This window comes from Ruegeria sp. H7 (genome assembly GCF_056532945.1).
On the sequence record NZ_JBQFNZ010000003.1, the window covers coordinates 220,817 to 247,327 of the forward strand.

Below are 26,511 nucleotides of genomic sequence, written 5' to 3' on the forward strand. Positions count from 1 at the left end.
GTATTTTGGCCGCAAATGCCAGTGGTTGCTGTCAGGCTACCGCATCCAGTCCAGCGACTCCTCGGTCCGGCGCGTTGAAGGCGTGTATTCCGCGCTGACCCACCCAGCATAGCCGCTATTGTCCATCGCACTGAAAAGCCTGTCGAAATCCGTGTGTCCGCTGCCGGGTTCCGACCGACCCGGCGCGGCCCCGATCTGAGCGTGCACCACGCGGTCATGGTATTGATCCCAGACGGCCAACGCGTCGCCATGGATCATATCGGCGTGAAAGCTGTCATATTGCAGACCGATATTGCGGCGATCCACCTGGTCCAGAACCTCGGCCGCCAGCGCGTAGTCGTTCAGGAAGTAGCCCGGTTGGGACACCGGGTTCAGCGGCTCGATGGTGAACTGCTGGGTGGGCGCGATCTCGGCCGCCCATTGCAGGTTTTGCACGAAGCTGGCCATCGCCTGTGGCCCGGACGCATAGCCGGACATGATATGGATGATCTTCGGGCGCAGCGCGTCGGCGTAGCGCAGAACCCGGCGGATATCGGATTGAAACCGCGCCTCGCCGCCGGGAAGTGCTGCGTAACCGGGCTGCCCGCCGGTGTAGTTGGGCGGTGGGGCGTTGATCAGAACCAGTTCCAGCCCATTGGCCAGCAGGGCGCGGCGGGTCTCTTTCGCGGCCAGATCATAGGGGAACAGAATCTCGACCGCCTTGAACCCGGCCTCGGCTGCGGCGGCAAAGCGATCCAGGTAGGGCAGCTCGGTAAAGAGCAGCGAGAGATTGGCGGCAAATCTGGGCATGAGCGGTCCAGGTGTTTGGTCCCCGGACCTTAGCGAGCGGGCGGTTTTCAGGAAAGGGACGGAAAACGACAGATTGTCGAAAATCGACCAGATCAAGGATCGGGTCTGAGGGACGATCCGCCCCAATGCGGCGAATCATGTCCGGCGCCGCTTTGACAAAAAGGCCCGATCTTTATGGCTTACAGCCCCGACCCCGCGCGCGGGACCGCACTCGCTTTGCCCGCCGACCGCAATGCTGCGCTGTCCGGCAACGGGTTGGCGGTCGCGTCGATGCTGACATGGGCGGCAGGGTTTCCGGCGGCAGAGGTCCTGTTGCACAGCTGGCCTCCGATTGCGCTGTTTGCGGCGCGGATGGCGTTGGCTTTGGCCGTTATGGTTCCGATCTGGATCTGGCTTGACGGTCCGGCGCGGGTGCTGAACGCCCGCTGGGGCCGGGCGCTGTATATCGGAGCGGTGGGGTTCGGCGGCGGCATGTTCCTGATCCTGCTGGCGCAAAAGCTGACCGATCCGGTGACGGTGGCGATCATCGCATCCTGCGCGCCTTTGGCCGCCACTTTGCTTGAAATGGCAACCGGCACGCGACGCCTGCGATGGAACTTTGCCCTCGGCGTCCTGGTCTCGATCATCGGTGGGATCATCGCCACCAGTGCGCTGACTCCGGCACAGCTGGGTGTGGGGGCGGCTTGCGCGGTTGTATCCACGTTTCTGTTCTGCTGGGGCAGCATGGCCACAGCGCGCGACTTCCCTGAACTCAGTCAGATGGGCCGATCGACGATCACTTTTGTCGGCGCGTTGATGATGGCGGCAGTGCTGCTGTTGGGGGCGTATCTGCTTGGGCTTGATCTGCGCCCCTCACGGCCCGTTGATTTTGCCCAAGGCGCGATGCTGGTGATTTACGCGCTGGTCTCAATGGGCATCAGCCAGGTGTTCTTCATTGCCGCTGTTGGCAAAATGGGCGTCGCGCTGACCTCATTCCACATCAACGTCGCGCCCTTCTACGTCATGATCATCATGCTGGTGCTGGGCGAGGCATGGGACTGGACCCGCGCGCTGGGCGCGGGGATCGTTGCATTGGCGGTGCTGGTCGCGCAGGACCGCAGGATTCCGCAATCGACCTAAACGTCGGTCAGTGCCTCTGCCGCAATCAACGGGAAAAACTGCCCGCCGGACCAGACGCCGAACCAACCCTCGTGCTCGGTCCCGATATCGACCAGCCGGTAAAAGCTTTTGCGGTCGATGCGCGCCTCAAGGTTGGCGCGGATCAACATATATAGCGCGGGTTCTTCTGTTTCGGGATCGGTGACAATGCGGATGGGATAGTCCTGCCCGGCCACCGCCGTATCGCCCACATGGGTTGTGAATGTCAGCTCTTGCGCCGCGCCGTCGCCTGTTTGGTCAAAGTCCACGGCGACAAACGGCGCGTCCTCGACAGTGATTCCCACCTTTTCGACCGGGGTGACGAGGTAGTATCTGTCGCCATCTTTCTTAAGAATTGAGGAAAATAGCTTTACCAACTCGAACCGGTTGATCGGCGACCCTAAGTAACTCCAGGTACCATCCCGTGCGATCCGGATGTCCAGATCGCCGCAAAACGGAGGATTCCACAGGTGAACGGGCGGTAAACCCCTGGTTTTGGCCGCTTTGACTGATGCAGCCAGACGATCCGGCGAAGGTTTCACAGGTTTTTGTCCGCTCATTGCTTTTGCCATTTCCTCTTAGCGCGATACACTTCATTTATAATAGTCCACGGAAGGGAAAGTCATGACCGAACCTGCCGACCTCGTGTCCGAGATCGAAGCGCTGGAAACAAAACTGCAAGAGGCCAAGTCCTCGATCACTCGCCGCTTCATCGGGCAGGAACGGGTCGTGGATCTGACCCTGACCGCGCTTCTGTGCGGTGGGCATGCGCTGTTGATCGGTTTGCCCGGTCTGGGCAAGACACGTTTGGTCGAGACGCTGTCGACCGTGATGGGCCTGCATGGCAACCGTATCCAGTTCACGCCCGACCTGATGCCCGCCGATATTCTGGGTTCCGAGGTTCTGGACACCGCCGATGACGGCACCCGTCATTTCCGCTTTATCTCGGGTCCGATCTTTTGCCAGTTGCTGATGGCGGATGAGATCAACCGCGCCAGCCCACGCACCCAGTCAGCGCTGCTGCAGGCGATGCAGGAACGCACGGTGACCGTGGCGGGCGAGGATCGCTCGTTAGGTGTGCCCTTCCACGTTTTGGCCACGCAGAACCCGATTGAGCAAGAGGGCACCTATCCGCTGCCCGAGGCGCAACTGGACCGGTTCCTTGTTCAGATCGACGTCGAATACCCGGATCGCCAGACCGAGCGGGATATTCTGTTGGCGACAACAGGCGTCGAAGAGGACGCGGCGCATCAGATTTTCACCAAGGAAGAGTTGCTGGCCGCGCAGGTCCTGCTGCGTCGGATGCCGGTTGGGGACTCGGTCGTCGAATTGATCCTCGATCTGGTCCGCGCCTTCCGCCCTGATGAGCCCGGAGCCTCGGAACGTGTCGCCGAAACCGTCGCTTGGGGCCCCGGCCCGCGTGCGGCGCAGGCATTGATGATGACCGTGCGAGCGCGCGCGATGCTGCAAGGGCGGCTGGCCCCGAATGCCGAGGATGTGCTGGATATGGCCCGCCCGGTCCTGAGCCACCGTATGGCGCTGAACTTTGCGGCGCGGGCACGCGGCGACAGCTTGTCTGAACTGATCGAATCCACCGCCGCCGGTCTGATCCGGACCGAGGCCGCGGCGTGAATGCCGCGCTGACCCTTCGCGAAAGATCCGAGGCCGAGGCGTCCCGGCTGCCGCCCCTGTTGGCGCGTGCCGAACATCTGGCCGGGACCGTCCTGCTGGGTGACCACGGGCGGCGACGCTCGGGGTTGGGCGATGATTTCTGGCAGTACCGCCCGGCACAGATCGGTGACAGTCGGCGGATGATCGATCACAGGCGATCAGCGCGCGGTGATCAGCAATTTGTGCGCGAACGCGAATGGCAGATTGCGCAATCGGTGATGCTGTGGGTCGATCAGGGTGCCTCGATGCGCTTTGCGTCGAACAAAGAGTTGCCGACCAAGGCCGACCGGGCGCGTTTGCTGGGATTGGCAACCTCGATCCTATTGGTGCGCGGGGGCGAGCGTGTGGGCCTGACCGGAACCACCCTGCCGCCCCGGCGCGGCAATGCGCAGATCATCCGGCTGGCGCAGGCGTGGTCCGAGGATGCCGAACCTGACTATGCCCCGCCCGAACACCGGGCGATGATCCCGCATGCGCGGGCTGTTTTCATCTCCGATTTCCTCGGCCCGATGGATGAGGTCGAACTGGCCTTGACCAAGGCCGCCGACCGGGGCGTGCGGGGTGTGATCCTGCAGGTGTTGGACCCAAGCGAAGAGAGCTTCCCCTATCGCGGCCGCACCATCTTTGAAAGTGTCGGCGGCACGACCCGGCACGAGACGCTGAAGGCCGGAGACCTGCGTGATCGATATCTGGACCGGTTGGCACAGCGTAAGGACGCGCTGACCCAACTGTGCCGCGCAACTGGCTGGCAACTGGGCCTGCACCACACCGGAGACAGCGCACAAGCGGCTCTGTTATGGCTCTACCGGGCGCTGGACGGGGGCATGCGATGACGGTTCTGGCGGGCATCGGCTTTACCGCCCCATGGGTGCTGTTGGGTCTGCTGACCCTGCCAATCCTGTGGCTGATCCTGCGCGCCGTGCCGCCCGCGCCGATCCGGCGCTTGTTCCCGGCGGTAACTTTGCTGCTGGGGTTGAAGGATGACGAAAGCGTCTCGGATCGCACCCCGTGGTGGCTGCTCATGCTGCGCATGCTGGCGGCGGCGGCGATCATCATTGGGCTGGCGGGGCCGGTCCTGAACCCTTCACGCGATCAGACGGGCACCGGGCCGTTGCTGCTGGTGCTGGATGCAAGCTGGGCCGGGGCGACGCGCTGGTCGGCGACGCTGGACCAGATCGATGCGCAACTGACCGAGGCCGGGCGTGCAGGGCGTCCTGTCTCGATCCTGCGCCTGACCGAGCCGGAAACGCCGGTGTTTCAGGCGGCTGAGGCATGGCGGAACCGTTTGCCGGGGCTGGCACCGAACCCGTGGCAACCGACCGCAACGCAGATCGCACAGGTCTTTGCGGCGCTAGAGCAGGTCGAAGGCGGTTTTGACACCCATTGGTTCAGCGACCGGCTGAGCTATGAGGGTCACGCCGATTTAGTGTCTGATCTGCAATCCCGTGGCGAGGTCACGGTGTATCAGCCCAATTTTGGCGCAGTTGCTTTGTTGCCCGCGGCCTATCAGGACGGGGTGATCCAACTGACCGCGCTGCGGGCCGAACCCGGATCGGAACAGCGCGTCACCGTTCTGGCACAGGGTCGCGACCCGGCGGGGACAGCGCGCGTTCTGCAATCCGCAGAAATGACCTTTGAGAATGGCGCAACCGACGCGCGGATCGAACTGGCTTTGCCTTCTGAACTACGCGCCCGGATCACCCGGTTCGAGCTTCAGGGCCAGCGTTCCGCCGGGGCCGTCACCCTGACCGATGACAGCCTGCGTCGGCGCGAGGTCGCGCTGATTGCCGGATCGATCAACCGCGAAGGGTTGGAGTTGCTATCACCCTTGCACTACCTGACTCAGGTGCTGGTCCCCACAGCGGATTTTGTCGAAGGCGGGTTGCTTGAGGTTTTGCCTGCGAATCCGGATGTCATCGTTCTGTCGGATGTCGCCCAGATGTCGGCCATGGAAGAGGCTGATCTTACCGCATGGGTCGAACAGGGCGGGCTGCTGCTGCGCTTTGCCGGGCCGCGTATGGCGGCCAGCGACCTGGGTCGCGACGCCGAAGATACGCTGTTGCCCGTAAGGCTGCGCAGCGGCGGTCGCACCGTTGGCGGCGCGATGAGTTGGGGTGAGGCCAAGACGCTGGCCCCGTTCCCCGAAGACTCGCCCTTCTATGGGCTGCAAATCCCGGATGACGTGGTGGTTTCAACACAGGTTATGGCGCAACCAGACCCTAATCTGGCGGATCGGGTGATTGCGTCGCTGTCGGACGGAACACCACTGGTTACGCGCAAGGCGCTGGGTTTGGGGCAGGTCGTGCTGTTCCACGTGACGGCGGATGCGGAATGGTCCAGCCTGCCGTTGTCGGGCCTGTTCGTGGAAATGCTGGACCGTCTGGCTGTCGCCTCGGCGGCCAAATCCCGGCAAGTGGAACAGTTGCAAGGCACCACGTGGGAGCCGGTTCAGATCATGGACGGCTTTGGCGTGCTGTCCGACGCGGGCACATTGGCCGGTGTGGACGGGGTGGAACTTGTCTCGGGTCAGATCGGCCCCGACATTCGCCCGGGCCTATATGAAAGCGGCAAGCAGAAGCTGGCGCGCAACGTTCTGTCCGAGGAGTCGGTGCTGAGCCCGGTGGTCTGGCCCTCGGACGTGCCGATCCGGGGGCAGGAGGTCACGACCGAGACGCCGTTGGGCGGCCTGCTGCTCAGCCTTGCGCTGATCCTGTTGACCATCGACGTGATCGCCTCACTCGCGCTGTCGGGTCGGTTGGGTCTGGCCAAGGCGACCGCAGCGGCCCTTGCGGCCATGCTGCTGGTGCCCGAGGCACAGGCGCAAACGCCGGATGAGACAGATTTCGCCCTGGCCGCCACCCATGAATTGGTTCTGGCCCACGTCCTGACCGGGGATCCTCAGGTGGACGATATCGCGCAGGCGGGCCTGCGCGGGCTGGCGCAAACGCTGTTCTACCGCACATCCGTGGAACCGGCGGAACCCATCGGAGTGGATCTGGAACGCGATGAACTGGCCTTTTTCCCGCTGCTCTATTGGCCGATCACGCCCGATCAGTCGCAACCCTCAGCCGAGGCTTATGCCAAGCTGAACGCCTATCTGCGTTCGGGCGGGATGATCCTGTTCGATACGCGGGACGCCGATATCGCAGGGTTCGGGGCCTCAAGCCCCAATGGGCGCAAGCTGCAACAACTGGCCGGGCCGCTGAATATTCCCGCGTTAGAGCCGATTCCCCGCGACCATGTCCTGACGCGGACCTTCTATCTGCTGCAGGACTTCCCGGGCCGTTATTCAGGCACCGAGGTCTGGGTCGAAGCCGCGCCGTTGGATGCCGAACAGATCGAGGGGATGCCTTTCCGCAACCTCAACGACAATGTGACGCCGGTGGTGATCGGCGGCAATGACTGGGCCGGGGCCTGGGCCGTGGATCGCAACGGGCAGGCCCTGCTGCCGGTGGGTCGCGGCTATGCCGGTGAGCGGCAGCGCGAGCTGGCCAGCCGCTTTGGCGTCAACCTGGTGATGCATGTGCTGACCGGGAATTACAAATCCGATCAGGTGCATGTGCCTGCTCTGCTGGACAGGTTGGGACAATGACCGGAACCGTTATTTTCGATCCGCTGATCCCATGGCCCATTCTGGCCATTGTCGCCGCGCTTGCGGTTGGCGGGGTAATTTTGGCTGTCTGGCGCGGCCTGTCCGGCTGGGCGCTGCGGGGCCTGGCGGCTTTGGTGTTGATCGCCGCGTTGGCCGGTCCCGTATACCAGATCGAAGACCGCGCGCCGCTGACCGACATTGTCCTGATGATCGAGGATGAAAGCGCCAGTCAGTCGCTTTCCGACCGCGCGGATCAAACTGCCGAGGCCGCCGAGGCGCTGGCCGCCGAGATCGAATCCCGCGACAACACCGAACTGCGCCGCATTCGCGTTCGCGACGGGGACGGTGATGAGGGCACGCAGGTCATGGCCGCCGTCAACGCCGCTTTGGCCGAGGAACCGCGCGCACGGATTGCGGGCGTTCTGGTCGTCTCGGACGGGATCGTGCACGATGTCGATCAGGCCCCGGACCTGCCTGCGCCCCTGCATCTGCTTCAAACCGGGCGCGAAAGTGATTGGGACCGCAGGCTGATCGTCCGCAACGCGCCCGCCTTTGCCATTATCGGCGAGCCTGTGACCCTGACCCTGCGCGTCGAAGACAGCGGTGCCGCGCCGGGCGGGGCGTCCAGCGCGCCGCTTCAGATCTCGGTCGACGGTGGCGAGGCGGAAGAGTTTCGCATTCCGATCGGTGTGGATGTAGAACTGCCGATCACGCTGCCCCATGGTGGGCGCAACGTGATCCAGTTCTCGGTCCCGCAGGCCGAAGGCGAATTGACCGACCGCAACAACACTGCGCTGATCCAGATGAACGGCGTGCGCGACCGGCTGCGCGTTCTGCTGGTTTCGGGCGAGCCGCATCCGGGGGGCCGCACCTGGCGGAACCTTTTGAAATCAGACAGTTCCGTTGATCTGGTGCATTTCACCATTCTGCGCCCGCCGGAAAAGCAGGATGGCGTCCCGGTCGATGAGCTGTCACTGATCGCCTTCCCGACGCGCGAGCTGTTTCTGGAAAAGATCAACGATTTCGACCTGATCATTTTTGATCGGTACAAACGTCGCGGTATCCTGCCCGCGATCTATCTGGATAACGTGACCGATTACATCAACGGCGGCGGTGCTGTGCTGATCGCGGCGGGTCCCGATTTCGCCAGTGCAGACAGTATCTTCCGCTCACCGCTTGCGCCCATCCTGCCTGCGCAACCCACGGCGCGGGTGATCGAGGAACGCTATGTGCCCATGGTCAGCGATCTGGGACATCGGCATCCGGTGACCACCAATCTGGGCGATTCCGAGGATTGGGGCGCTTGGTTGCGTCAGATCGATGTGAACCAGCGCTCGGGTCAGGTTCTGATGACCGGTCTGGACGAACGCCCGCTGCTGGTACTGGACCGCGTGGGTGAGGGGCGCGTTGCGATGCTGGCCTCGGACCATGCCTGGCTGTGGAGCCGGGGTTACGAGGGTGGCGGCCCGCAGCTAGAACTGCTGCGCCGACTGGCCCATTGGATGATGAAAGAGCCCGAGCTTGAGGAAGAAGCGCTATGGGCCGAGGCCAATGGTCAATCCATGCGCATCATCCGCCAGACGCTTGAGGATGAGGTCGGGCCGGTCACAATCACCCGCCCCAATGGCGAGACGCTTGAGATCACGCTGGACGAGGTCACTCCGGGCCGGTTCGAAGCGCAGTATTTCGGGCCTGAGATCGGCCTCTACCGCTTGCAGGAAGGCGAGTTGATGGCGGTGATCGGCCTTGGCCCCGCTGCACCCAAGGAATTTGAACGCACCATCGCCACCGGCGATGTGCTTGATCCTGTAATCGCGCAGATGCGTGGCGGGGTGATCCGGCTGGAAGATGGCTTGCCCTCGATCCGCAATGTCCGGGCCGGGCGTCCTGCGGCGGGACGCGGCTGGATCGGGCTGACCCCGCGCGAGGCTTATGAGACTCGCGATGTCACGCAGGCCGGGTTGCTGCCGCCTTGGCTGGTTCTGTTGCTGGCGGGTGGGTTCCTGCTGGGTGGTTGGCTGCGCGAAGGCCGTCGTTAGTCTTCGCTGAAAATAACGCTGACCGATGGGTTCCCCGGCAGACCCTCATAGCTGACGGACGCGCCGCCTTTGCCTTTGGCCGGCGGAAACAGCGGACCAAAAGAACCGACTGAAACCATGTCGCCGGGCTTAAAGGTGATGCCTTTGGAGGTCAGCCAAATCACGGCATTGGCCGGATGCCCCAGAACTGCCCGCCCCGGCGCTTGCGCCAGTATTTCGCCATCTGCTGCGCTGAGCGTGACCGTCATGTCACCCAGCGCCGTTGTCATGGCCAATGGGTCCGTTACGGCGATTTCCGAGCCTAACACGCCCAGTTTCGGCCCCACACCGATGGCCGTAAGGGTCACAGGCGTGATGGGTTGCCCCTCGGCCAGTGTCAGATCGGGCAGTTCGATGAACGGACGAATGGCCGAGACGTTGCGGATGACCTCCTCGGGGGTTGTGGCCTGATTGATTGCGGGGTCGCCGACGACAAGGATCAGGTCGGCCTCGAATACGGGCCGGGCCCCCCAATTCACCGGAACCGTGGCCCCATCGTCCAGCATCATGTCCCGGTACAAAAGGCCCTGAACCGGTTCGGATGCCCCGAACCGTTCTTGCGCCGGTGCGCTGGTCAGGCCCGCCTTGTAGCCGATGACCGGGCCCAGATGCGGTTCCATGGCCTCGGCCAGCTTGGCCTGGGTACACAGCGCATCCTCCATCGTTCCATCCGGCGACAGGGCGGTTGTTGGGGTATTGGAGAGGTAGTCGCGCACAAAGACCTCGATCTGCTCGTCCGAGGCACATTCGGCAGACGCCGAAGAGGCCGTCATCACAACAGCCAGTGCAAGCCAAAACCGCATATCAATCTCCTTTCAGTCGATCCGGACCGAGACCCGGTCAGACGCGCCATGGGCGTCAACCACCACCAGCGCGGAAAACCCCGGCCCCGGGTTGGGTATTTCGAACTCACGGTGCCGCTGTCCGGTCAAAACCGGAACCCCGTCGGCCAGCAGGGAAAACGGCCCGACCCCGCCGCGCAGCTTGACGGTCAAAGGGGCTCCGTCGGTCTCTAACACGGCATTGTTTGGCGGGAAGATCACGTCAGGGGCGCTTGGGTCATCTTCAAACGCAGCCCCGCGCGGCTGAAACCGTTGCAGGGGTTGCGGCAATTCGGCGGCTCCGACAATCAGGGTGGATGGGGGAGGCGGGCGCAGCGGAACGGGGATGGGTTTCAGATGCCCAAACGCCTCGAACAGCAGGGGCGCAGCCAGTTCGCCGCCAAACGCGCCGGGCACCGGCGTTCCGTCGGCACGGCCCAGCCAGACACCGATCACATGCTGGCCGTCAAAGCCAATGGCCCAGGCATCCCGATGCCCGTAGGATGTGCCGGTCTTGTAGGCCAACCCCTGCGCGGCGGTCCCCGGTGGCGGGGCGAGTCCAGCCAGTACGTCGCTCACCTGCCACGCGGCGACGTCCGACAGGGCGCGGGCGGTTTCGGTCCGCTCGGCCAGTGCGTCATGATGCAGAACCGGCCCTTGCCCGCCTGCCGCAAGCGTGGCGTAGAGTTGCACCAGATCGTGCAGGCTAAGCCCCACACCACCCAGCGAGATGGCAAGGCCCGGTGTCCCGCCGCCAAGTTGCGGATCACTTCCGGCCTGTTGCAGCGCGGCCATCACCCGCGCGGGACCAAGCGCGTCGGTCAGGCGCACCACCGGGATGTTCAGTGACAATTGCAGCGCGTCACGCACCCGGATGTCCCCCCGAAAGACACCATCGAAATTGCGCGGCGCATAGCGCCCGAACATCACCGGGCTGTCGCTGATCAGGGTTTCGGGATGGGCCAGCCCCTGATCGAAGGCCAGCCCATAGATCATGGGCTTCAGCGTAGACCCCGGCGACCGCAATGCGCGGGTCATGTCGACAAAGCCCTGCCGGTCGTCCTGATAGCCCGCCGATCCGACCGAAGCTAGAATCTCACCACTACGGTGATCCGCCACGATCAGGGCACCGGAGATGCGCGGCCCCGCCTGATCGGCGGCCTGAGCCACCAGCGATTCCAGCCGGGCCTGCAACCCGGCGTCCAATGTCAAATCCAGCGCCTCGGTCTCGGGGTTTGCGCGCTGGGCCCGGTCGGTCAGATGAGGTGCGAGGCGCGGGAAGGCCTTCATCTGCGTGGGAACCGTTTCGGTCAGCGCGCTGAGCATCTGGGCGTCAGACAGCACCCCATGCCGCTGCATCCGTCGCAGAACCCGGTCGCGCGAAATCCGGGCGACCTCGGCGGCGCGGTCGGGTCGCCGCGTTTCGGGGGATTGGGGCAGGGCGACCAGCAACGCAGCCTGTGCAGGCGTCAGGCGAACCGGGTCTTTGCCGAACCAGGCGCGGGTGCCCGCCCGGATGCCTTCCAGATTGCCGCCATAGGGTGCATGGGTCAGATACAGGCCCAGAATCTGATGTTTGCTCAGGCGTCGTTCCAGCGCCAAAGCGACCCTAACTTGGCGGATCTTGCCGCTCCAGCGCCCGGTGGGGCCGTCCTCGATCAGCCGCGCGACCTGCATGGTCAGGGTCGATCCGCCCGAAACGGTGCGCCCGTTCCACAGCGCCTGCCCGGCCGCTCGGATCATCGCCATTGGATCAACGCCGGAATGGGACCAGAACCGTTTATCCTCGTAGCGGATCAGCATGTCGGTAAAGGCGGGATCGACCGCGCCGGGGCGCAGTCGCCAGATCCCGTCTTCGACCGGGAAGGTGCGCAACAACGTGCCGTTCCGGTCCCGCATCTCGACCGAGGTTTCCGCCAGAACCGGGGGCAGGACGGTTGCATCCACCCACTCCGCCGCCCGGTCCCGCGCAAAGGCGGTCAGATAGAGCACACCGGCCAGCGCCATCAATATCGCGGAGCTTCTAGGCATCCCGACGCTCTGCCAGTTGATATGTCGGGCGACCGATCACCGAACCTCGATCTGCCCGGTTCCGGTCCGGGCGCGGTTTTGCGGGCGGTACATATCCTCGACCGAGGCCGCCGGGTGGTGGAACGTGCCCGGCGTGACCGCGCGGGCCACATAGGCCAGCGTCACGGTCTCACCGCCGGACAGATCAACCGCGGCCAGAAACCGGTCCGAGCGGAACTCGGTATGCGTCGCCTCGGACAGGTCCAGCCAGTCCAGCGCGCGCACATCGCCCGAGCGCAGCAGGTTCGGATTGTCGATCTCGATCCCCGCTGCCAGAGGATCATCCACCATCAGCCGCGCGCCCCCGCGCTCAAAGGGTGTGACCGTCAGGACCGTGACAAACCGGTCGCCGGTGGCGAAGTTGGTCGGGTCCAGCGGCTCACCATCCATCGAGTAATAGCTGCGCTCGATTGCATAGCCGGTGCCGCCTGCCTCGGGCGGTGTGGTCGGGATGCCGGTGACGGTCAGCGTGATGTCGGTTGGGTTTGCGTCTGTGGTGGTGATGTTTAACTCATCCGTCAATCCGCTTTCCAGCACCTGAACGAAGGGCCCAGAGACCGGTGCGCCGTTCACCATCAGCCCCGACCCGGACGGGTCCGACACCAGCGCGTGAGCTGCCAGCAGGGACCACGAGGCCTCTTGCGTCGACAGATACCCGCGACCGGCGCTGACGCGCTGGATCAGGGCGTCGCGGTCCACGGCCTGACTGCCCGCACCCACGGCCAGTGTCAGCAGACCGGCGGCGTCGCGCAGATCGGTGCCGTAATCTGCACGCCACAGGTATTTCTCTTGCGCGGGGCGGCGTTGCAGCATTTGGGCGGCACGGGCGAACATGGCGTCAGCGCGGGTCTGATCCCCATAAGAGGCCAGCGCCGCCCCCAATTGAGCCGCAGCCAGCGGAGTGTCGAACGCGTCGCCCTTGGCGTCTGCGTAGTATCGCAGATCGCCCATCGAGGCCGCCCCTTCGCGCGCCAGCACCATCAGGGCATAGGCAATGTCCTGACCCCCCTTGTCGAAGTCGGGCGCATAGTTGATGCGGTTGCGCAGGTTGTCCATGGCTTGGGCAAAGGCGCGGTCGGACACCGGGTGCCCCTGCGCACGGGCGCGCGACAGGAAGTCGGTGACATATGCGTCCAGCCAGAAATCCCCGCTGCCCGCGCGCCACAGGCCAAAGGCGCCGTTCGGGGCCTGCCGGGTCAGGATGCTGCGGATCGAGTCGGTGATGCGCTGATCCACCGCCGGGCCATCCCCCAGCCCCGAGGCTTGCGCGACCGATGACAGATAGAGCAGGGGCAGCGCCTTGCTGGTGATCTGTTCGGTGCAGCCATAGGGGTAGCGGTTCAGTTGGTCCAGCAAGCCGGGCGTGTCGAATTTCGCCAGCGCTCCGGCGGACAGGATGGCCTTGGCCGAACCGGGCTGGAACCCGTCAAACACATCCTGTGTAAGCAGGAAACTATCGCCTTCGCCCAGCGAAAACCGCCGTGTTTGAGCCACAGCAGGGTCATTTGCACGGATAGGCAATCTCAGGGTCTGCGATAGATCGCGGCCATCCGGAGTGGTGATCGCAACGCTGATTTCAGGATCGCCAACCGCAAGAGCGCTGACCGGGATCTCGAACGTGGTTTTGCCGCCGTCTTCCAGCACGAAACTGCTGGGCGCTGAGCCCAGTTGCAGCGTGGATGAGGATGTCAGCCCCAGTGCCATTTCCCCGCTTGGCCCGTCGGCATGGACGATTTCCAACAGCATTCGGCTTTGATCGCCGGGGGCTAGAAAGCGTGGCAGGCTGGCGGTGACGACCACCGGGTCGCGGACGATCATTTCGGCCTCGGCCTGACCGACGGCAGCGTTTGACCACGCCACAGCCATCAGGCGCACGGTTCCGTTGAAGGCGGGCAGGGGGATGTCAATCTCGACCTCGCCATTTGCATCGACCTGAACCGGTCCGCTGAAAACGGCCATCAGGTCCTGCGTTGGTGGCGGAGATTGTCGGCGTGTGCCAGCGTTGTCACCGCCCGAGCGGATCGTTCCCATCGCACCGTTCATGCCATCGATCAGACGCCCATAGACATCGCGCAGGTCCACGCCCAGACGACGCTGGCCAAAGAAATATCCCTGCGGGTCCGGGGTTTCGAATCCGGTCAGGTTGAGGATGCCCACATCCACAGCCGCCAAGGTCAGCCAGACCGGGTCGCCTTCGCGCGCATTTTCGACCCTGATACGGGCTTTTTGTGTTTGCCGCGGCGCGGTCACCTGGGGCACGTCGATGGCCACATCCAGCATGCGCCCCACCGGTTCGACCGTCGCATGGGCCACACCCATGGCCCGCGCCGGGTTCTGACCTGCGGCGACGTCCATCGGGCGGATCACCGTGGCGGTGACATAGGCGCCCGCGCCCCAGTCTTCGGTGATTTCGATGGGGATCACGGATTCGCCTTCGGGCACCTCGACCATCTGGCGGTGGATCAGGCGGTTCGATAGCACTTCGATCTGTGCCATACCGGCCATACGTGGGACGATCCGCAATTGCGCGGTGTCGCCGGGGCGATAGCTGTCGCGGTCCAGCGACATCTCCAACCGGTCGGGCGAGGTGGATGCATCTGCCGCCTGATACCAACCTGCCGAGAACTCAACCGCCGTCTCGGCGTAAGCGCCATCAAGGCGTTGAACGACCAGTTCATACTGCCCCCAATCTACGGGCTGCGTCAGGGTCAGCGGGTCTGTGGTCGTTTCGACCTCACCCGTGGCAATGCGGGTGCGGCGGGTGGTCGGCTCCCAATTCCAGTCGCCGTATAGCTGGTACCACTGATAGCGGGTTTCCACCTTGTTCAGCGTCCAGCGCAGGCGCATGGGTTCCGGGGTCAGGTCGGGCGACAGGCCGACGATCTGAAAGGCGGCCTCGGTCCCCTCGGGGATCACATCGTCGAACAAGGGCCGGACACCGATCATCGCTTGCGCAGATCTGACTGGGGCTGTCAGCCGACGCTCCACCGGACGACCTGATCCATCGGACAGACGGGCGATGACAACCGCTTCGACCGGAGCGCCATCGGTCTCTAACACAGGGATTTCCACGGCAATTGTGGCTTGCCCGGCGGCATCCGTGCGGGCGTCACCGAAATAAGTGCTTTTGGTCGAGGTTTCGGCGTCGTACCGGCCAAAGCGATAGGTTTCATAGCCGGGAACGGTGTCCGCAGGGCGGGCGATGACCTGACCGTCGATGCCCAGATCCGACCCCGGCGCGCCGAACAGATAACGCGTGTCGATCTGCAAGGGCGGCGTGTCGCCGGGGCGCAGCGGGGCGTCCGGCAGGGTCAGGTCAAAGTCGATGCGTTCGGGCAGGAAATCCTCGATCAGAACGGTTTGGCGGGCCAGCGCCGCGCCCTTGGGATCGGACTTGATTTCGATCTTCCACGCCCCGCGCGGCACATCGGCCGCGACGGGCAAAGCAAAGACATGCCCCCCGGCGACCCCACCATCCGAGATTGCGCGGCGGTACTCCACCCCATCCGGGCGCGAAAGAATGGCCGTCAGCGGCAGGCCGTCAATCGCCTGCGCTGTGCTATCGCGCGTCAACGCGGTGACATGGATCACCTCGCCCGCGCGATAGGCCCCCCGGTCGGTGGTCAGGAACACATCCACCGGCCCGGCAGGCGCGCGCCCTTCGACCCCGCGATCCGAAAGGTCAAAGGCCGGGTCGGTCAGAGACAGAAAGCTGAAATCTGTATCCCCGTCGGATACCATCACCAAAGCAGGCGCGCTTGCGCCCGTGCCGCGAGTCAAACCGGGTTCAAACCGCACGTAGCCACTGTCATCGGTCTGCGCCTGGGCAATCACGGCATTGGCGTTGGACACCAGCGAGACGTCGATCCCCGCCCGAGGCGCGGCATCATGAAGCCCACGCACGGTCACATGCAGACCGTCAGTGCCCAAAGCCGTGCTGATCCCCAGATCGGTCAGGACAAACCATTGCGTCGCACCCGGATCGTCATAGGGATCGACGCCCGGAACACGCGCCGTCAGCGCGTAGATGCCTGCGGGCTGCTCGGCAATCGCCTCGGCCATCGGCAGACGGGCGGTCATGGTTTGGTTCAACTCGTTCGAAATATCAGCTGTGCCGGTCCAGATATCCTCGGCGATCTCTTCCGAGAACGTCTCTTCCTGCCAATCGCTTAGCGGGCGGCCAAAGAAATCCTGCTGCACCGCGCGGATCAGGTTGCGGTCACTGACACGCCGCAGGGTCAGGTCCAGAGATGCGGTATTTACCGTTTCGACCGGCAGGGCGGCATCCGCCGATTTCGGCAGCACATAGCTGCGTCCGGGAAAGCGGACCGACGGCGCGCGATCCCGCACGTAATGCGTCAATTCCACCGTGCGGTTCAAAGCCTCGCCCGATGCGGCTGGAAGCCCCTCACGCAAGCTCAGACGATAGCGTTGGCCGTGCGCCACGCCATCAACGCAGAGGTTTTTGCCTTCAACCTGCACCACCAACCCCTCGGTGCTGCGCTGCACATAGGGGTCATAATCGACCCCGGCCTTGACCAGCGGTTCCGAGAACTCAACACAGATACGCGGCGCGGCGGCGTTGCTTTCAACGGTGCTGTCGATGACGCGGAAGCCATATTTCCCGATTGCCTCATCCAACGCGGCCAGCACATCCGCACGCGGCTGAACCTGTTCCGCCAGACGCAGGGCAGGCACCATGTCCCGCCCGCGATCCGCCGCTTCCAGCGCGTCCGCCAGGATCATCAAAGCCGCGATCTGAGTCCCCGGCGCATCCGAACGTAGATACCCGTTGACGGCTGCGTTCAGGGCACGTTCGCGCAACTCACGCCCTTCGCGATAGCCATTGGGGTCCAGGCCCAGCAACAGCCTTGCATATTCCGCCCACAATTCTGGCGCGTCGCTCAGGGTCACAGCCGCCCCGGTCCAGAGCATTGCCAACCTGTCGGTATCCGCGTTCCGCGCCGCCTCCAGCAAAGTCTGCAGATCACGATCCCCGGCATTGTGCAAAAACCCAAGGTCGCGCGCTTGCCGTGCGGCCGCGTTGAGGTCTTTCTGACGGATAAAGGTCATTGCCTCCGCGCGCGTTTTCGCCAGTGTTAGGGTCTGTTCCGGCGTCGCCACCTTCTGCGCCGACACTGCGCCCTGATAGGGCTCCTGCCGGTTCACGCCGCTTTTGGGAAAACAGGCATCGGATCGGGTGTTGTAGGTGAACGCTGTGCATTGCTGATTGGCCGAGCACGCCCGAATGCAGGATTGCAGATCCGTGTCGAACAGCGCGTCCAGATCCGAGCCATAAAAATCCGCATCCCGCGTGGTGATATAGCGGAATTCCGGCACCGCTGTCTGTGCCACTGACGCCATGGGCAGGATCAGAAAAGAAAAGATGTAAGCAATTGAAATAAAAACAAAGCGGTGCATCGGGACCTCCTATTCCCCATCAATCTCGCATGCGGCCCGCGGGTCACGCAACGGCTTAAACACTTTTTCATCGGTTGGCCGGATGCTGGGTGCGGATCAGACCGGAATTGAACATCATGAGCCTTGCACAGAAACTGGCACAGGAACGGCGCGCGCGTCTCGCGGCCGAGCGGATGCTGGAAATGAAACAGGCCGAGCTTTACGCGGCCAATCGCAAGCTGGGTCGCCACGCCATGGCCCTGACCAAGCGCATCGGTGAGACTCAGGCCGAGGTTGAGACGGTCCGGGATGAAAACGAAAAGGTCAAATCCGATCTGACAGTGGCGCATGCCAAGGTCGAGGTTGCAGAACGCCGCCTGTGGCATTCGATCCAGACGATTCAGGACGGGTTCGCATTTTTTGACGGTGAAAGCCGCCTGATCAGCGCCAACACCGCTTATCTGAGCGTGTTTGAGGGGTTGGATGAGGTCGCGCCGGGTATCTCATACACCCGGATTCTCGACCTGCTGACGACCGAGGGGATCGTGGATATCGGCGATGAGAAAGCCGCCGCATGGCGCGCCCGGATGCAGGATCGATGGGCATTGGCAAATCCGCCGTCCGAGGTAATTCAATTGTGGAACGGCGAATACATCCGTCTGATCGATCAACGCGGCAATGGCGGCGATGTGGTCAGCCTGGCGCTGAACATTACCGCCTCGGTCCGGCACGAGGCTGAATTGCAGGCCGCCCGCGACCGGGCCGAGGCCGCCAACCGCGCCAAGTCGGCTTTCCTCGCGAATATGAGCCACGAAATTCGCACACCGATGAACGGCATCGTCGGCATGACCGAGTTGCTGTCCGAAACCCCGATGGACGAGGAACAACGCCTTTACGTCAACACCATCCGTAACTCGGGCGAGGCGCTGCTGGTTATCATCAATGACGTGCTGGATTATTCGAAGATCGAAGCCGACAAGCTGATCCTGCATCCCGAACAGTTCGATCTGGAACGCTGCATTCTGGAAGTGGCGATGCTGTTGCAGCCCAGCGTGCGGGACAAGGGGCTGACGCTGCTGGTGGATTACGACCTGTTCCTGCCGACGCTGTTTGTGGGCGATCCGGGTCGGGTGCGGCAGGTGCTGACCAACTTGGTGGGCAACGCCGTCAAATTCACCAGTGACGGTCACGTCCTGATCCGGGTCACTGGTGTGCCGCATCCGGACACGCAGGAATGCGACATCCATATCGCTATCGAAGACACCGGCATCGGGATCGCGCCGGACAAGATCAGTCACATCTTTGGCGAGTTCAATCAGGTCGAGGATGAGCGTAATCGCCAATTCGAAGGCACCGGGCTGGGTCTTGCGATCACCAAGCGCCTGATCACCATGATGGGCGGCACAGTCTGGGTCGAAAGCGAGGTGGGGCAGGGCTCTTGCTTTGGGTTCCGGGTGTCGCTGCCCACCGCCGAAGGTCCTCAGCCCGCGCCGCCTGATCTGGATGGTCGCCTGAAACATGTGATGGTGGTCGAAGATATGGCCGTGAACCGCGCCATCCTTGCCAAGCAACTCGGCCGCCTTGGCGCAGACGTCACGATGTGCGCCTCGGGGGGTGAGGCTTTGGCAAAGCTGGATGCAACCGTCGATCTGGTCCTGTGTGACCACGACCTGCCGGATATGGACGGGCTGGAACTTGCGACAACTGTGAAAGATCGCGGCTGGTCAGAGCTGCCGGTGGTGATCATGTCGGCAAATCCGGGCGTCATCTACGCCGATCCCGCCCGGCACCTGATCGAAGGCGTTCTGCAAAAGCCAATCCCGCGATCCGAGCTTTACAGCCGCCTCATGGCGCTGGGCAACGCCGCGTTGAAACCCGACCCCCCGGAAGTGGCCGAAGCTGGCTCTGCGCAGAAACCAGAACGCCAAAGGCGGATGCGCGTCCTTGCGGCCGAGGACAATCGCACCAACCAACTGATCCTGAAGAAGATGGTGAAAGACCTGAACATCGATCTTCAGTTTGCAGGCAATGGGCTAGAGGCGGTTGAAACCTATCAGGAATTCGCCCCTGACCTGATTTTCATGGACATTTCCATGCCTAAAATGGACGGCAAGCAGGCGACCGCCGAAATCCGGCGGCATGAGATTGAAACGGGCGGCCATGTCCCCATTGTTGCCCTGACCGCGCATGCCATGGCGGGTGACGATCAGGGCATCCTGTCCGCCGGGCTTGATCACTACCTGACCAAACCGCTGCACAAGAAGCTGATCCACCAGATGATTCTGGATCACCGCCCGGATGAAGCCCAACCGGTCTCGGACAGCCCGGCACCGACAGGCTAGCGCCGCTCGCCCCACACACGCCACGCTTCAAACCGCGCAACCGGATCCCCTTCATCTGGCCAAAAATATCTCGGGGAGCGCGAGGGGCAGCGCCCCTCGCTCCGCCATCAACAACCAGGACCACAGGCCGGTTTCATGCGTAAGGTTCAAGCCTGATAAGGGCGCAGGAAAACCGGCTTGTTTTCCTCAGACAGTTCCGGGCGGTATTCGTAACCTCCGCTGTCGAAATCGAGCAGCCCTTTGGGATCGGTCAACCGATGCTGAATGATATAGCGCGCCATCGCGCCGCGCGCTTTCTTGGCAAAGAAGCTGACGATCTTGGGTGTGCCGCCTTTGTCTTCCATGAACACGGGCGTGATCACCCGCAGTTTCAGCGCCTTCAGGTCGACCGCACCGAAATATTCCTGACTTGCGCAGTTCACCAGAACATCGCCACCAATCTCTTCGGCCTGCGCGTTCAGAGATTTGCTCAACTGGTCGCGCCAGTATTCATACAGGTTCTTGCCGCGGCGGGTTTTCAGTTTGCTGCCCATCTCCAACCGATAGGGCTGAATCGCGTCCAGCGGGCGCAGCACGCCGTAAAGACCCGACAGAATGCGCAGATGATCCTGCGCCCAGGCCATCTCATCCGCGTCCAGCGAGGCTGCCTCGAGCCCCTGATAGGTATCCCCGGCAAAGGCCAGCGCGGCGGGGCGGGTGGTGTCAGCCTCAGGCGCGTCGGCAAAGGCGCGATAGCGGTCGCGGTTCAGGCGGGCCAGATCGTCGCTCAGATCCATCAGCTTTTTCAGATCGCCCAGCGTCAGATTGCGGGCGGTTTTTGACAGACGGATCGCGTCGTCCTGAAAGTCGGGTGCTGTGACCTCAATATCCCGCTCTGCCCAGTCCAGCCGTTTGGCCGGGGAAATCACTACCAGCATATCCGCCCTCGTTCCTTGCCTGATGCCGGGTATTTAGCCCGCATCCCGCAGCACGTCCAGAAAGGCCGCGCCAAACCTTTCGTGACGGCGGTCACCCAGCACCATCTCGATCCCGCGTGGGTCGTCGGGGCGCAGTTGTGCCACCTTGGCCAATTGCGAGGCGGAACAGGTCAGCGGTTTGTCGATCCCGTCGGGGCCACGCGATAGCTGAGACTGCACCTCGAGCAAACGGTCATAAATCTCGCCCTGATCGCGGCCTGCCAGTTTGCGGCGCGCGGGGTGAACGGCTTCAACCTCGCCCGCAATCACCTCCAGAAACGTATCGCCGTAGCGTTCCAGTTTCTTCGCGCCGACCCCGCCGATCCGGGCCATGTCGTCCAGCGTTGCGGGGCGGGTCTCGGCCATTTCGATCAGGGTGCGATCGGGGAAGATGACATAGGCCGGAACCCGCGCGGATTCGGCCAAGGCGCGGCGCTTGGCCTTGAGCGCCGATAGCAGCGGCGCGTCTTCCTCGGACACCATCGCCTTGACCGCTGGCCGCCGGGTGGCCTTGCGGATCGTGTCCTTGCGCAGGTTGATCTGCGCCTCGCCTTTCAGGATCGGTTTGGCGGCCTCGGTCATGCGCAGCGCGCCGTGGCGGTCCGGGTCGGGGCGGACCAGATCGTGGCCCATCATCTGCCGAAAAATCGCCTGCCATTGGGGCCGCGACCAATCCTTGCCGATGCCATAGGTGGGCAGGGCGTCGTGACGGCGGTCGCGGATCTTGTCGGTCTCATTGCCCAGCAGAATGTCGATCAGATGGCCCGCGCCGAACCATTCCTCGGTCCGCAGGATCGCGGACAGGGCCATGCGGACAGGGGTTGTGCCGTCGAAGACCTCGGGCGGAGTATCGCAGAGGTCGCATTTGTCGCAAGGTTCAATCTGCTCGCCGAAATAGCCCAGCAGAGTCTGACGGCGGCAGACCAGCGCCTCGGCCAGCCCCAGCAGGGCATTCAGCCGCGCGTGGTCGGCCATGCGTCGTTCTGGTGGTGCGAGCCCTTCGTCAATCTGCGAGCGGCGCAGGCGAATGTCGTCGGGGCCGAACAAGGTCAGCGTCTCGGCAGGCCCGCCATCACGGCCCGCGCGGCCGATCTCTTGATAATAGGCCTCGATGGACTTCGGCAGGTCTGCGTGTGCAACCCAGCGGATATCGGGTTTGTCGATGCCCATGCCGAACGCAACGGTGGCGACCACGATCAGACCATCCTCGCGCGCGAAACGGGTTTCGACGATGCGGCGGTCCTCGGCCTCCATCCCGCCGTGATAGTGGCAGGCGGTGTGGCCCTCGGCGCGCAGGGCTTGGGCCAACACTTCGGTCTTGTTGCGGGTACCGCAATAGACGATGCCGGATTGACCTTTGCGTGCCTCGGCAAAGTCCAAGATCTGTTTGCGCGGCCCGTCCTTCGCGGCAAAAGTCAGATGGATATTGGGCCGGTCGAACCCGCGCAGAAATTTACGCGGCGCGGTGCCGTTGAACAGTTTTTCGACAATTTCATCCTGCGTTTCCGCGTCCGCCGTGGCGGTGAACGCGGCCAAAGGCACGTCCAGCGCGCGCCGCAGCTCTCCGATCCGCAGGTAATCAGGGCGGAAATCGTGGCCCCACTGGCTGACGCAATGCGCCTCGTCCACCGCGATCAGGCTGACATTGATCCGGCGCAGCATCCCCAAAGCTGACCCAGCGGCCAGACGTTCGGGGGCCATGTAAAGCAGCTTCAGCCGCCCGGCTTCCAGCGCCTCCCACACCGCATCGGTTTCTTCGGGTGTATTGCCGGAGGTCAGCGCTCCGGCCTCAACCCCGGCCTCTTGCAGCCCACGCACCTGATCGCGCATCAGGGCGATCAGCGGAGAGATCACCACCGTGACCCCGTCGCGCAGCAAGGCAGGCAGTTGGAAACAAAGGGATTTTCCGCCCCCCGTGGGCATGATCGCCAACACGTTTTCGCCAGCGGTCACGGCATCGACAATTTCTTCCTGCCCGGGGCGGAAGGCGTCGAATCCAAAGACATCTCGCAGCAAAGGCGCGGAGTCGAACATCTGCGGGGGTGCCCTGTTTTAAGGTTTATCTGCTCTTAAGACAGGACAATCACATACTAAGATTCGGTGAACAAGGCCTCAGACAAAATAGCCCATATTGTTGATCAGGATGATCCGCAGCGCATAGACCCCGATCAGCACCACCAAAGGTGTCAGGTCCAGCCCGCCCATATTGGGCAGAACACGGCGGATCGGGCCATATATCGGCTCTAACAAACGGTTCAGGCCGTACCAGATTTGCGCGACCAGTTGTTGATGCAGGTTGAGCACCTGAAAGTTGATCAGCCAGCTCATGATCACATGGGCAAGGATGATGAACCAGACAATGTCCAGGATCAGCAGCAGGATTTGGATCAGCGACAGCATGGGCACTCCGTTCTTTCACCGAACAGAGACCTAAGCGCCCCTGTCGTAAAGAGCAAGTCCGGCCCAACTGAAAGCTTGCGAATTGGGACAAAGCCCCGTCTTATGAAGACAAAGAAGAACAGGGGCAGTCATGGCAGAGATTTCCAAGCGCAAGCGCATCTGGGGATGGTGGTTTTTCGACTGGGCCAGTCAGCCCTATCACACCTTGCTGGTGACATTTGTGTTCGGCCCCTATTTCGCAGGGGTCGCCGCCGGGTATTACGCCAATACCGGGCTTGGTGCCGAGGCCGCCGCCGCGCAGGCGCAGACGGTCTGGGCAAACTGCCTGACCATCACCGGTCTGATCATCGCGTTCGGGGCGCCCTTGCTGGGCGCAATGGCGGATGTGTCGGGGCGGCGCATCCCCTGGATATTTGCCTTTTCGGTGATGTATGCGGTGGGCTCGGCTGCGCTGTGGTACACGCTGCCCGATGGCTCGAATATGTGGCTGATGCTGTCGGCTTTTGGTCTGGGCTTTGTAGGGGCGGAATATGCGCTGATCTTCATCAACTCGCAGTTGCCCGATCTGGGGAATGACGATGAGGTGGGCGAGATTTCCGGCTCGGGCTTTGCGTTCGGCTATTTCGGCGGTCTGATCTCGCTCGCGATCATGCTGGCGCTGTTTGTGGAACAGCCCAATGGCAAGACCCTGATCGGAATGGAGCCATTGTTCGGGCTGGGCGCCGCCGCGCGCGAGGGCACGCGTTTTGTCGGTCCGTTCACCGCCGGGTGGTTCGTTCTGTTCATGGTGCCCTATTTCCTGTGGGTGCGCGATGATCCGCAAACCGAAAAGAAGGGCAGCGTCGGAGAGGCGTTGCGCCTTTTAGGCAAGTCGATCGCCGCCTTGCGTCATCGGGGCAGTCTGGCGGCTTATCTGGGTTCGTCCATGTTCTACCGCGACGCGCTGAACGGGCTTTACAGCTTTGGCGGCGTTTACGCGCGGCTGGTGCTGGAATGGGACCTGATCAAGATCGGCGTGTTCGGGATCGTCAGCGTTCTGGCCTCGGCCATCTTTGCTTGGATCGGCGGCAAGATGGATCGGAAATACGGCCCTAAACCGGTGATTTTGACCGCGATCTGGGTGCTGATCTTTGTCTGCGCCACCGTGGTGATGATGGACCGGACGCAGATTTATGGCATCAGCCTGCCCGAAGGGTCCAACCTGCCGGATCTGGTGTTCTTTGGCTGCGGCGTTCTGATCGGCGGCATGGGGGGGATTCTGCAATCGGCCAGCCGCTCGATGATGGTGCGCCACACGGATCCCGCCACCCCGGTTGAAAGCTTTGGGCTTTATGGTCTGTCGGGTCGCGCCACAGCCTTTGCCGCGCCGCTGCTGATCGGGATTGCCACAACCGTGACTGGCAGCGCGCGACTGGGGGTGTCACCCATCGTCCTGTTGTTTATTCTGGGGCTGTTCCTAATGCGCTGGGTGAAACCGGAAGGGGATCAGAGCAGATGATTTTACGACGTTTTTTGATAGTTTTGGCCGCGCTTACCCTGGCAAGTACAGCAACGGCCGAGCCTTTGGCCAAACAGTTATTTGGCGCGCAGAGGGCCAGTTCACAGCAAAAACCGGCCGCTTTCGGCAGTTATTCGCGCGGCTGCGCTGCCGGTTCAGTGCAGTTGCCGGAAACCGGGCCCACATGGCAGGCGATGCGGCTGTCGCGGAACCGAAACTGGGGCCATCCAGAGGCAATCGACTACGTGCAGGACCTCAGCCGTTTTGCCGCCAAACAACCGGGGTGGAACGGCCTTTATATCGGGGATATCAGCCAGCCGAGGGGCGGGCCGATGACCTCGGGCCATCGCTCGCATCAACTTGGGTTGGACATCGATATCTGGATGCTGCCCGGCGGTGATATGCGCCTTAGCCGCACTGCGCGCGAGAACCTTTCTTCCATCTCCCTACGCCGCTCTGGCGGGGCCTTTGTGAACGGCAACTGGACCCCTCAGCACCACGCGATCCTGCGTGAAGCTGCCAAAGACAAACGCGTGGCGCGGATCTTTGTCTTTCCCGGTGCCAAGGTTCAGATGTGCAACAACGAGACAGGCAACCGCGCCTATCTGCGCAAGATCAGGCCGTGGTGGGGGCATCACTATCACTTCCACGTCCGTCTGAAATGCCCGCGCGGATCGCGTGGTTGCGTCAATCAGGATCCGCCGCCCCGGGGCGACGGGTGCGCTCAGGCGCAGGAATGGGTGAACAACATCCTCAACCCTCCGCCACCCGACCCGAACGCCCCAGCCCCCAAGAAACGCCGGGAGTATGTTCTGGCTGATTTACCCCAGCAATGCGCCGCCGTTTTGTCGTCCAACTGATAGCAGCGGCGGCTATTGCGGGATCGGTCGGGGCCGTCGAGGTCAAAACCGCCACGCAACTTGGCAGCTATGTCTGGAGGCATAACGCCGAATGGTTCGGCGGGTTTTCGGCCATCCATATGTCGGAAAACGGCACTCACATCACGGTGCTCAGCGACCGGGCAACGCTGGTCACGGCCCGCATCGCCCGTGACAGGGATCAGATCACCGACATCCGAATTCTGGGCCAATGGCCTGTTCTGTCCAGCGCGGGCCGCATCATGCTGGGCTATGCGGGGGATTCCGAAGGCATCGCAATGGCGCCGGATGGCGGGTTCTATATTTCGTTCGAAGGCGTGCATCGCGTGGCCTATTACCCGGCGCCGGGAACAAGGGCCCAGGTCTTGCCCCGGCCCAAGGCGTTTGACGGTCTGGATCGCAACGGCTCGTTCGAAGGGCTGGCAATCGACGATCAGGGTCGCCTTTATACCCTGACCGAGAAAAGCCGCACGGCGCAGGGGGACATCCCTGTCTATCGCTGGAATGGGCGCGCGTGGTCTACGCCCTTTGTCCTGCTGCAACGCGGGGATTTCCGGCCTGTGGCTGGCGATTTCGGCCCGGATGGGCGGTTTTATGTGTTGGAACGCACCGCTTCCATAACCGGCTTTCGGTCGCGCCTGCGGCGGTGGGATGTCTCTGATGACACGCCAAAGGCCGAAGAAACCCTGATTGAGACAGGCAAAGGCGCGCATGACAACCTCGAAGGGCTGTCGGTCTGGCGCGATGAACAGGGCCGATTGCGCGCCACCATGATCTCGGATGACAACTTTCTGGCGCTGCAACGGACCGAGTTGGTGGAATACCTGCTGCCCGATTGACAGGCCGCAGGCAAAGGTCTAAACGCACGGCTTGCCTTGG

Annotated in this window: 17 protein-coding genes; 9 read left to right on the top strand and 8 right to left on the bottom strand. The window is 63.0% G+C overall.

The annotated features are described in order from the left end of the window. Window positions 1-36: 36 nt before the first annotated feature. A complete protein-coding gene (locus ACR0AC_RS09915; protein ID WP_170623338.1) occupies window positions 37-789 on the bottom strand; it encodes a TIM barrel protein in 753 nt (250 codons plus the stop codon). Window positions 790-963: 174 nt separating this feature from the next. Here ACR0AC_RS09915 and ACR0AC_RS09920 point away from each other — a divergent pair, with 174 nt between their 5' ends. After that, on the top strand, window positions 964-1,908 hold the full coding sequence (locus ACR0AC_RS09920; RefSeq protein ID WP_480873093.1) for a DMT family transporter: 945 nt from the start codon (window positions 964-966) through the stop codon (window positions 1,906-1,908). Here the strand turns inward: ACR0AC_RS09920 and ACR0AC_RS09925 are convergent. Then, window positions 1,905-2,486 carry a DUF1285 domain-containing protein gene (locus tag ACR0AC_RS09925; RefSeq protein ID WP_480873095.1) on the bottom strand — a complete coding sequence of 194 codons (582 nt, stop codon included), beginning with the start codon at window positions 2,484-2,486 and terminating at the stop codon, window positions 1,905-1,907. The genes ACR0AC_RS09920 and ACR0AC_RS09925 overlap by 4 nt on opposite strands. 64 nt (window positions 2,487-2,550) lie before the next feature. Between ACR0AC_RS09925 and ACR0AC_RS09930 the strand changes: the two genes are divergently transcribed. Genes ACR0AC_RS09930 through ACR0AC_RS09945 form a run of 4 tightly spaced genes read left to right on the top strand, consistent with a single transcriptional unit; the run spans window position 2,551 to window position 9,228 of the window. After that, window positions 2,551-3,558, top strand: coding sequence for an AAA family ATPase (locus ACR0AC_RS09930; protein ID WP_480873097.1), 1,008 nt, complete (start codon window positions 2,551-2,553; stop codon window positions 3,556-3,558). Further along, window positions 3,555-4,430 carry a DUF58 domain-containing protein gene (locus ACR0AC_RS09935; RefSeq protein WP_170623331.1) on the top strand — a complete coding sequence of 292 codons (876 nt, stop codon included), beginning with the start codon at window positions 3,555-3,557 and terminating at the stop codon, window positions 4,428-4,430. The genes ACR0AC_RS09930 and ACR0AC_RS09935 overlap by 4 nt, the downstream gene beginning before the upstream one ends. Beyond that, entirely contained in the window at window positions 4,427-7,189 is a 2,763-nt protein-coding gene (locus ACR0AC_RS09940) for a DUF4159 domain-containing protein (protein ID WP_480873098.1), read from the top strand. Before ACR0AC_RS09935 ends, ACR0AC_RS09940 begins: the two co-directional genes overlap by 4 nt. After that, the gene (locus tag ACR0AC_RS09945; protein ID WP_480873099.1) at window positions 7,186-9,228 is read left to right on the top strand and encodes a hypothetical protein; all 2,043 of its coding nucleotides are present in this window, start codon (window positions 7,186-7,188) and stop codon (window positions 9,226-9,228) included. Before ACR0AC_RS09940 ends, ACR0AC_RS09945 begins: the two co-directional genes overlap by 4 nt. On the opposite strand, the gene ACR0AC_RS09950 is transcribed toward ACR0AC_RS09945, so the two are convergent. Genes ACR0AC_RS09950 through ACR0AC_RS09960 form a run of 3 tightly spaced genes read right to left on the bottom strand, consistent with a single transcriptional unit; the run spans window position 9,225 to window position 17,579 of the window. After that, window positions 9,225-10,070: a 2-keto-4-pentenoate hydratase gene (locus ACR0AC_RS09950; protein WP_480873101.1), complete on the bottom strand. Its 846-nt coding sequence runs from the start codon at window positions 10,068-10,070 to the stop codon at window positions 9,225-9,227. The two genes, ACR0AC_RS09945 and ACR0AC_RS09950, sit on opposite strands and share 4 nt — an antisense overlap. 12 nt (window positions 10,071-10,082) lie before the next feature. Then, window positions 10,083-12,119, bottom strand: coding sequence for a penicillin-binding protein 1C (gene pbpC / locus ACR0AC_RS09955; protein WP_480873102.1), 2,037 nt, complete (start codon window positions 12,117-12,119; stop codon window positions 10,083-10,085). A gap of 36 nt (window positions 12,120-12,155) precedes the next feature. Further along, entirely contained in the window at window positions 12,156-17,579 is a 5,424-nt protein-coding gene (locus ACR0AC_RS09960; protein WP_480873103.1) for an alpha-2-macroglobulin family protein, read from the bottom strand. A 116-nt stretch (window positions 17,580-17,695) separates the two neighbouring features. On the opposite strand from ACR0AC_RS09960, the gene ACR0AC_RS09965 reads away from it, so the two are divergent. Then, the gene (locus tag ACR0AC_RS09965) at window positions 17,696-19,900 is read left to right on the top strand and encodes a response regulator (RefSeq protein ID WP_170623320.1); all 2,205 of its coding nucleotides are present in this window, start codon (window positions 17,696-17,698) and stop codon (window positions 19,898-19,900) included. A gap of 146 nt (window positions 19,901-20,046) precedes the next feature. Here ACR0AC_RS09965 and yaaA read toward each other — a convergent pair whose 3' ends face one another. From yaaA to ACR0AC_RS09980, 3 genes are all read right to left on the bottom strand, one after another. Then, the gene (yaaA, locus tag ACR0AC_RS09970) at window positions 20,047-20,817 is read right to left on the bottom strand and encodes a peroxide stress protein YaaA (protein WP_170735720.1); all 771 of its coding nucleotides are present in this window, start codon (window positions 20,815-20,817) and stop codon (window positions 20,047-20,049) included. Between the two features lie 33 nt (window positions 20,818-20,850). After that, the gene (gene recQ, locus ACR0AC_RS09975; RefSeq protein ID WP_480873105.1) at window positions 20,851-22,890 is read right to left on the bottom strand and encodes a DNA helicase RecQ; all 2,040 of its coding nucleotides are present in this window, start codon (window positions 22,888-22,890) and stop codon (window positions 20,851-20,853) included. A gap of 78 nt (window positions 22,891-22,968) precedes the next feature. Then, complete coding sequence (locus ACR0AC_RS09980) at window positions 22,969-23,256, bottom strand: YggT family protein (RefSeq protein WP_170521175.1); 288 nt, start codon at window positions 23,254-23,256, stop codon at window positions 22,969-22,971. Window positions 23,257-23,386: 130 nt separating this feature from the next. Here ACR0AC_RS09980 and ACR0AC_RS09985 point away from each other — a divergent pair, with 130 nt between their 5' ends. Genes ACR0AC_RS09985 through ACR0AC_RS09995 form a run of 3 tightly spaced genes read left to right on the top strand, consistent with a single transcriptional unit; the run spans window position 23,387 to window position 26,471 of the window. Continuing rightward, a complete protein-coding gene (locus tag ACR0AC_RS09985) occupies window positions 23,387-24,754 on the top strand; it encodes an MFS transporter (protein WP_480873107.1) in 1,368 nt (455 codons plus the stop codon). After that, window positions 24,751-25,614, top strand: coding sequence for a penicillin-insensitive murein endopeptidase (mepA, locus tag ACR0AC_RS09990; RefSeq protein WP_170453555.1), 864 nt, complete (start codon window positions 24,751-24,753; stop codon window positions 25,612-25,614). Before ACR0AC_RS09985 ends, mepA begins: the two co-directional genes overlap by 4 nt. Next, a complete protein-coding gene (locus tag ACR0AC_RS09995; protein WP_480873110.1) occupies window positions 25,587-26,471 on the top strand; it encodes an esterase-like activity of phytase family protein in 885 nt (294 codons plus the stop codon). Before mepA ends, ACR0AC_RS09995 begins: the two co-directional genes overlap by 28 nt. Window positions 26,472-26,511: the final 40 nt, after the last annotated feature.

Coding starts and splice junctions, on each gene's coding strand:
- recQ (WP_480873105.1), bottom strand. CDS start 22,890: ATGTTCGACTCCGCGCCTTTGCTGCGAGATGTCTTTGGATTCGACGCC.
- ACR0AC_RS09930 (WP_480873097.1), top strand. CDS start 2,551: ATGACCGAACCTGCCGACCTCGTGTCCGAGATCGAAGCGCTGGAAACA.
- ACR0AC_RS09950 (WP_480873101.1), bottom strand. CDS start 10,070: ATGCGGTTTTGGCTTGCACTGGCTGTTGTGATGACGGCCTCTTCGGCG.
- yaaA (WP_170735720.1), bottom strand. CDS start 20,817: ATGCTGGTAGTGATTTCCCCGGCCAAACGGCTGGACTGGGCAGAGCGG.
- ACR0AC_RS09995 (WP_480873110.1), top strand. CDS start 25,587: ATGCGCCGCCGTTTTGTCGTCCAACTGATAGCAGCGGCGGCTATTGCG.
- ACR0AC_RS09920 (WP_480873093.1), top strand. CDS start 964: ATGGCTTACAGCCCCGACCCCGCGCGCGGGACCGCACTCGCTTTGCCC.
- ACR0AC_RS09925 (WP_480873095.1), bottom strand. CDS start 2,486: ATGAGCGGACAAAAACCTGTGAAACCTTCGCCGGATCGTCTGGCTGCA.
- ACR0AC_RS09940 (WP_480873098.1), top strand. CDS start 4,427: ATGACGGTTCTGGCGGGCATCGGCTTTACCGCCCCATGGGTGCTGTTG.
- ACR0AC_RS09960 (WP_480873103.1), bottom strand. CDS start 17,579: ATGCACCGCTTTGTTTTTATTTCAATTGCTTACATCTTTTCTTTTCTG.
- ACR0AC_RS09985 (WP_480873107.1), top strand. CDS start 23,387: ATGGCAGAGATTTCCAAGCGCAAGCGCATCTGGGGATGGTGGTTTTTC.
- ACR0AC_RS09980 (WP_170521175.1), bottom strand. CDS start 23,256: ATGCTGTCGCTGATCCAAATCCTGCTGCTGATCCTGGACATTGTCTGG.
- pbpC (WP_480873102.1), bottom strand. CDS start 12,119: ATGCCTAGAAGCTCCGCGATATTGATGGCGCTGGCCGGTGTGCTCTAT.
- ACR0AC_RS09965 (WP_170623320.1), top strand. CDS start 17,696: ATGAGCCTTGCACAGAAACTGGCACAGGAACGGCGCGCGCGTCTCGCG.
- mepA (WP_170453555.1), top strand. CDS start 24,751: ATGATTTTACGACGTTTTTTGATAGTTTTGGCCGCGCTTACCCTGGCA.
- ACR0AC_RS09915 (WP_170623338.1), bottom strand. CDS start 789: ATGCCCAGATTTGCCGCCAATCTCTCGCTGCTCTTTACCGAGCTGCCC.
- ACR0AC_RS09945 (WP_480873099.1), top strand. CDS start 7,186: ATGACCGGAACCGTTATTTTCGATCCGCTGATCCCATGGCCCATTCTG.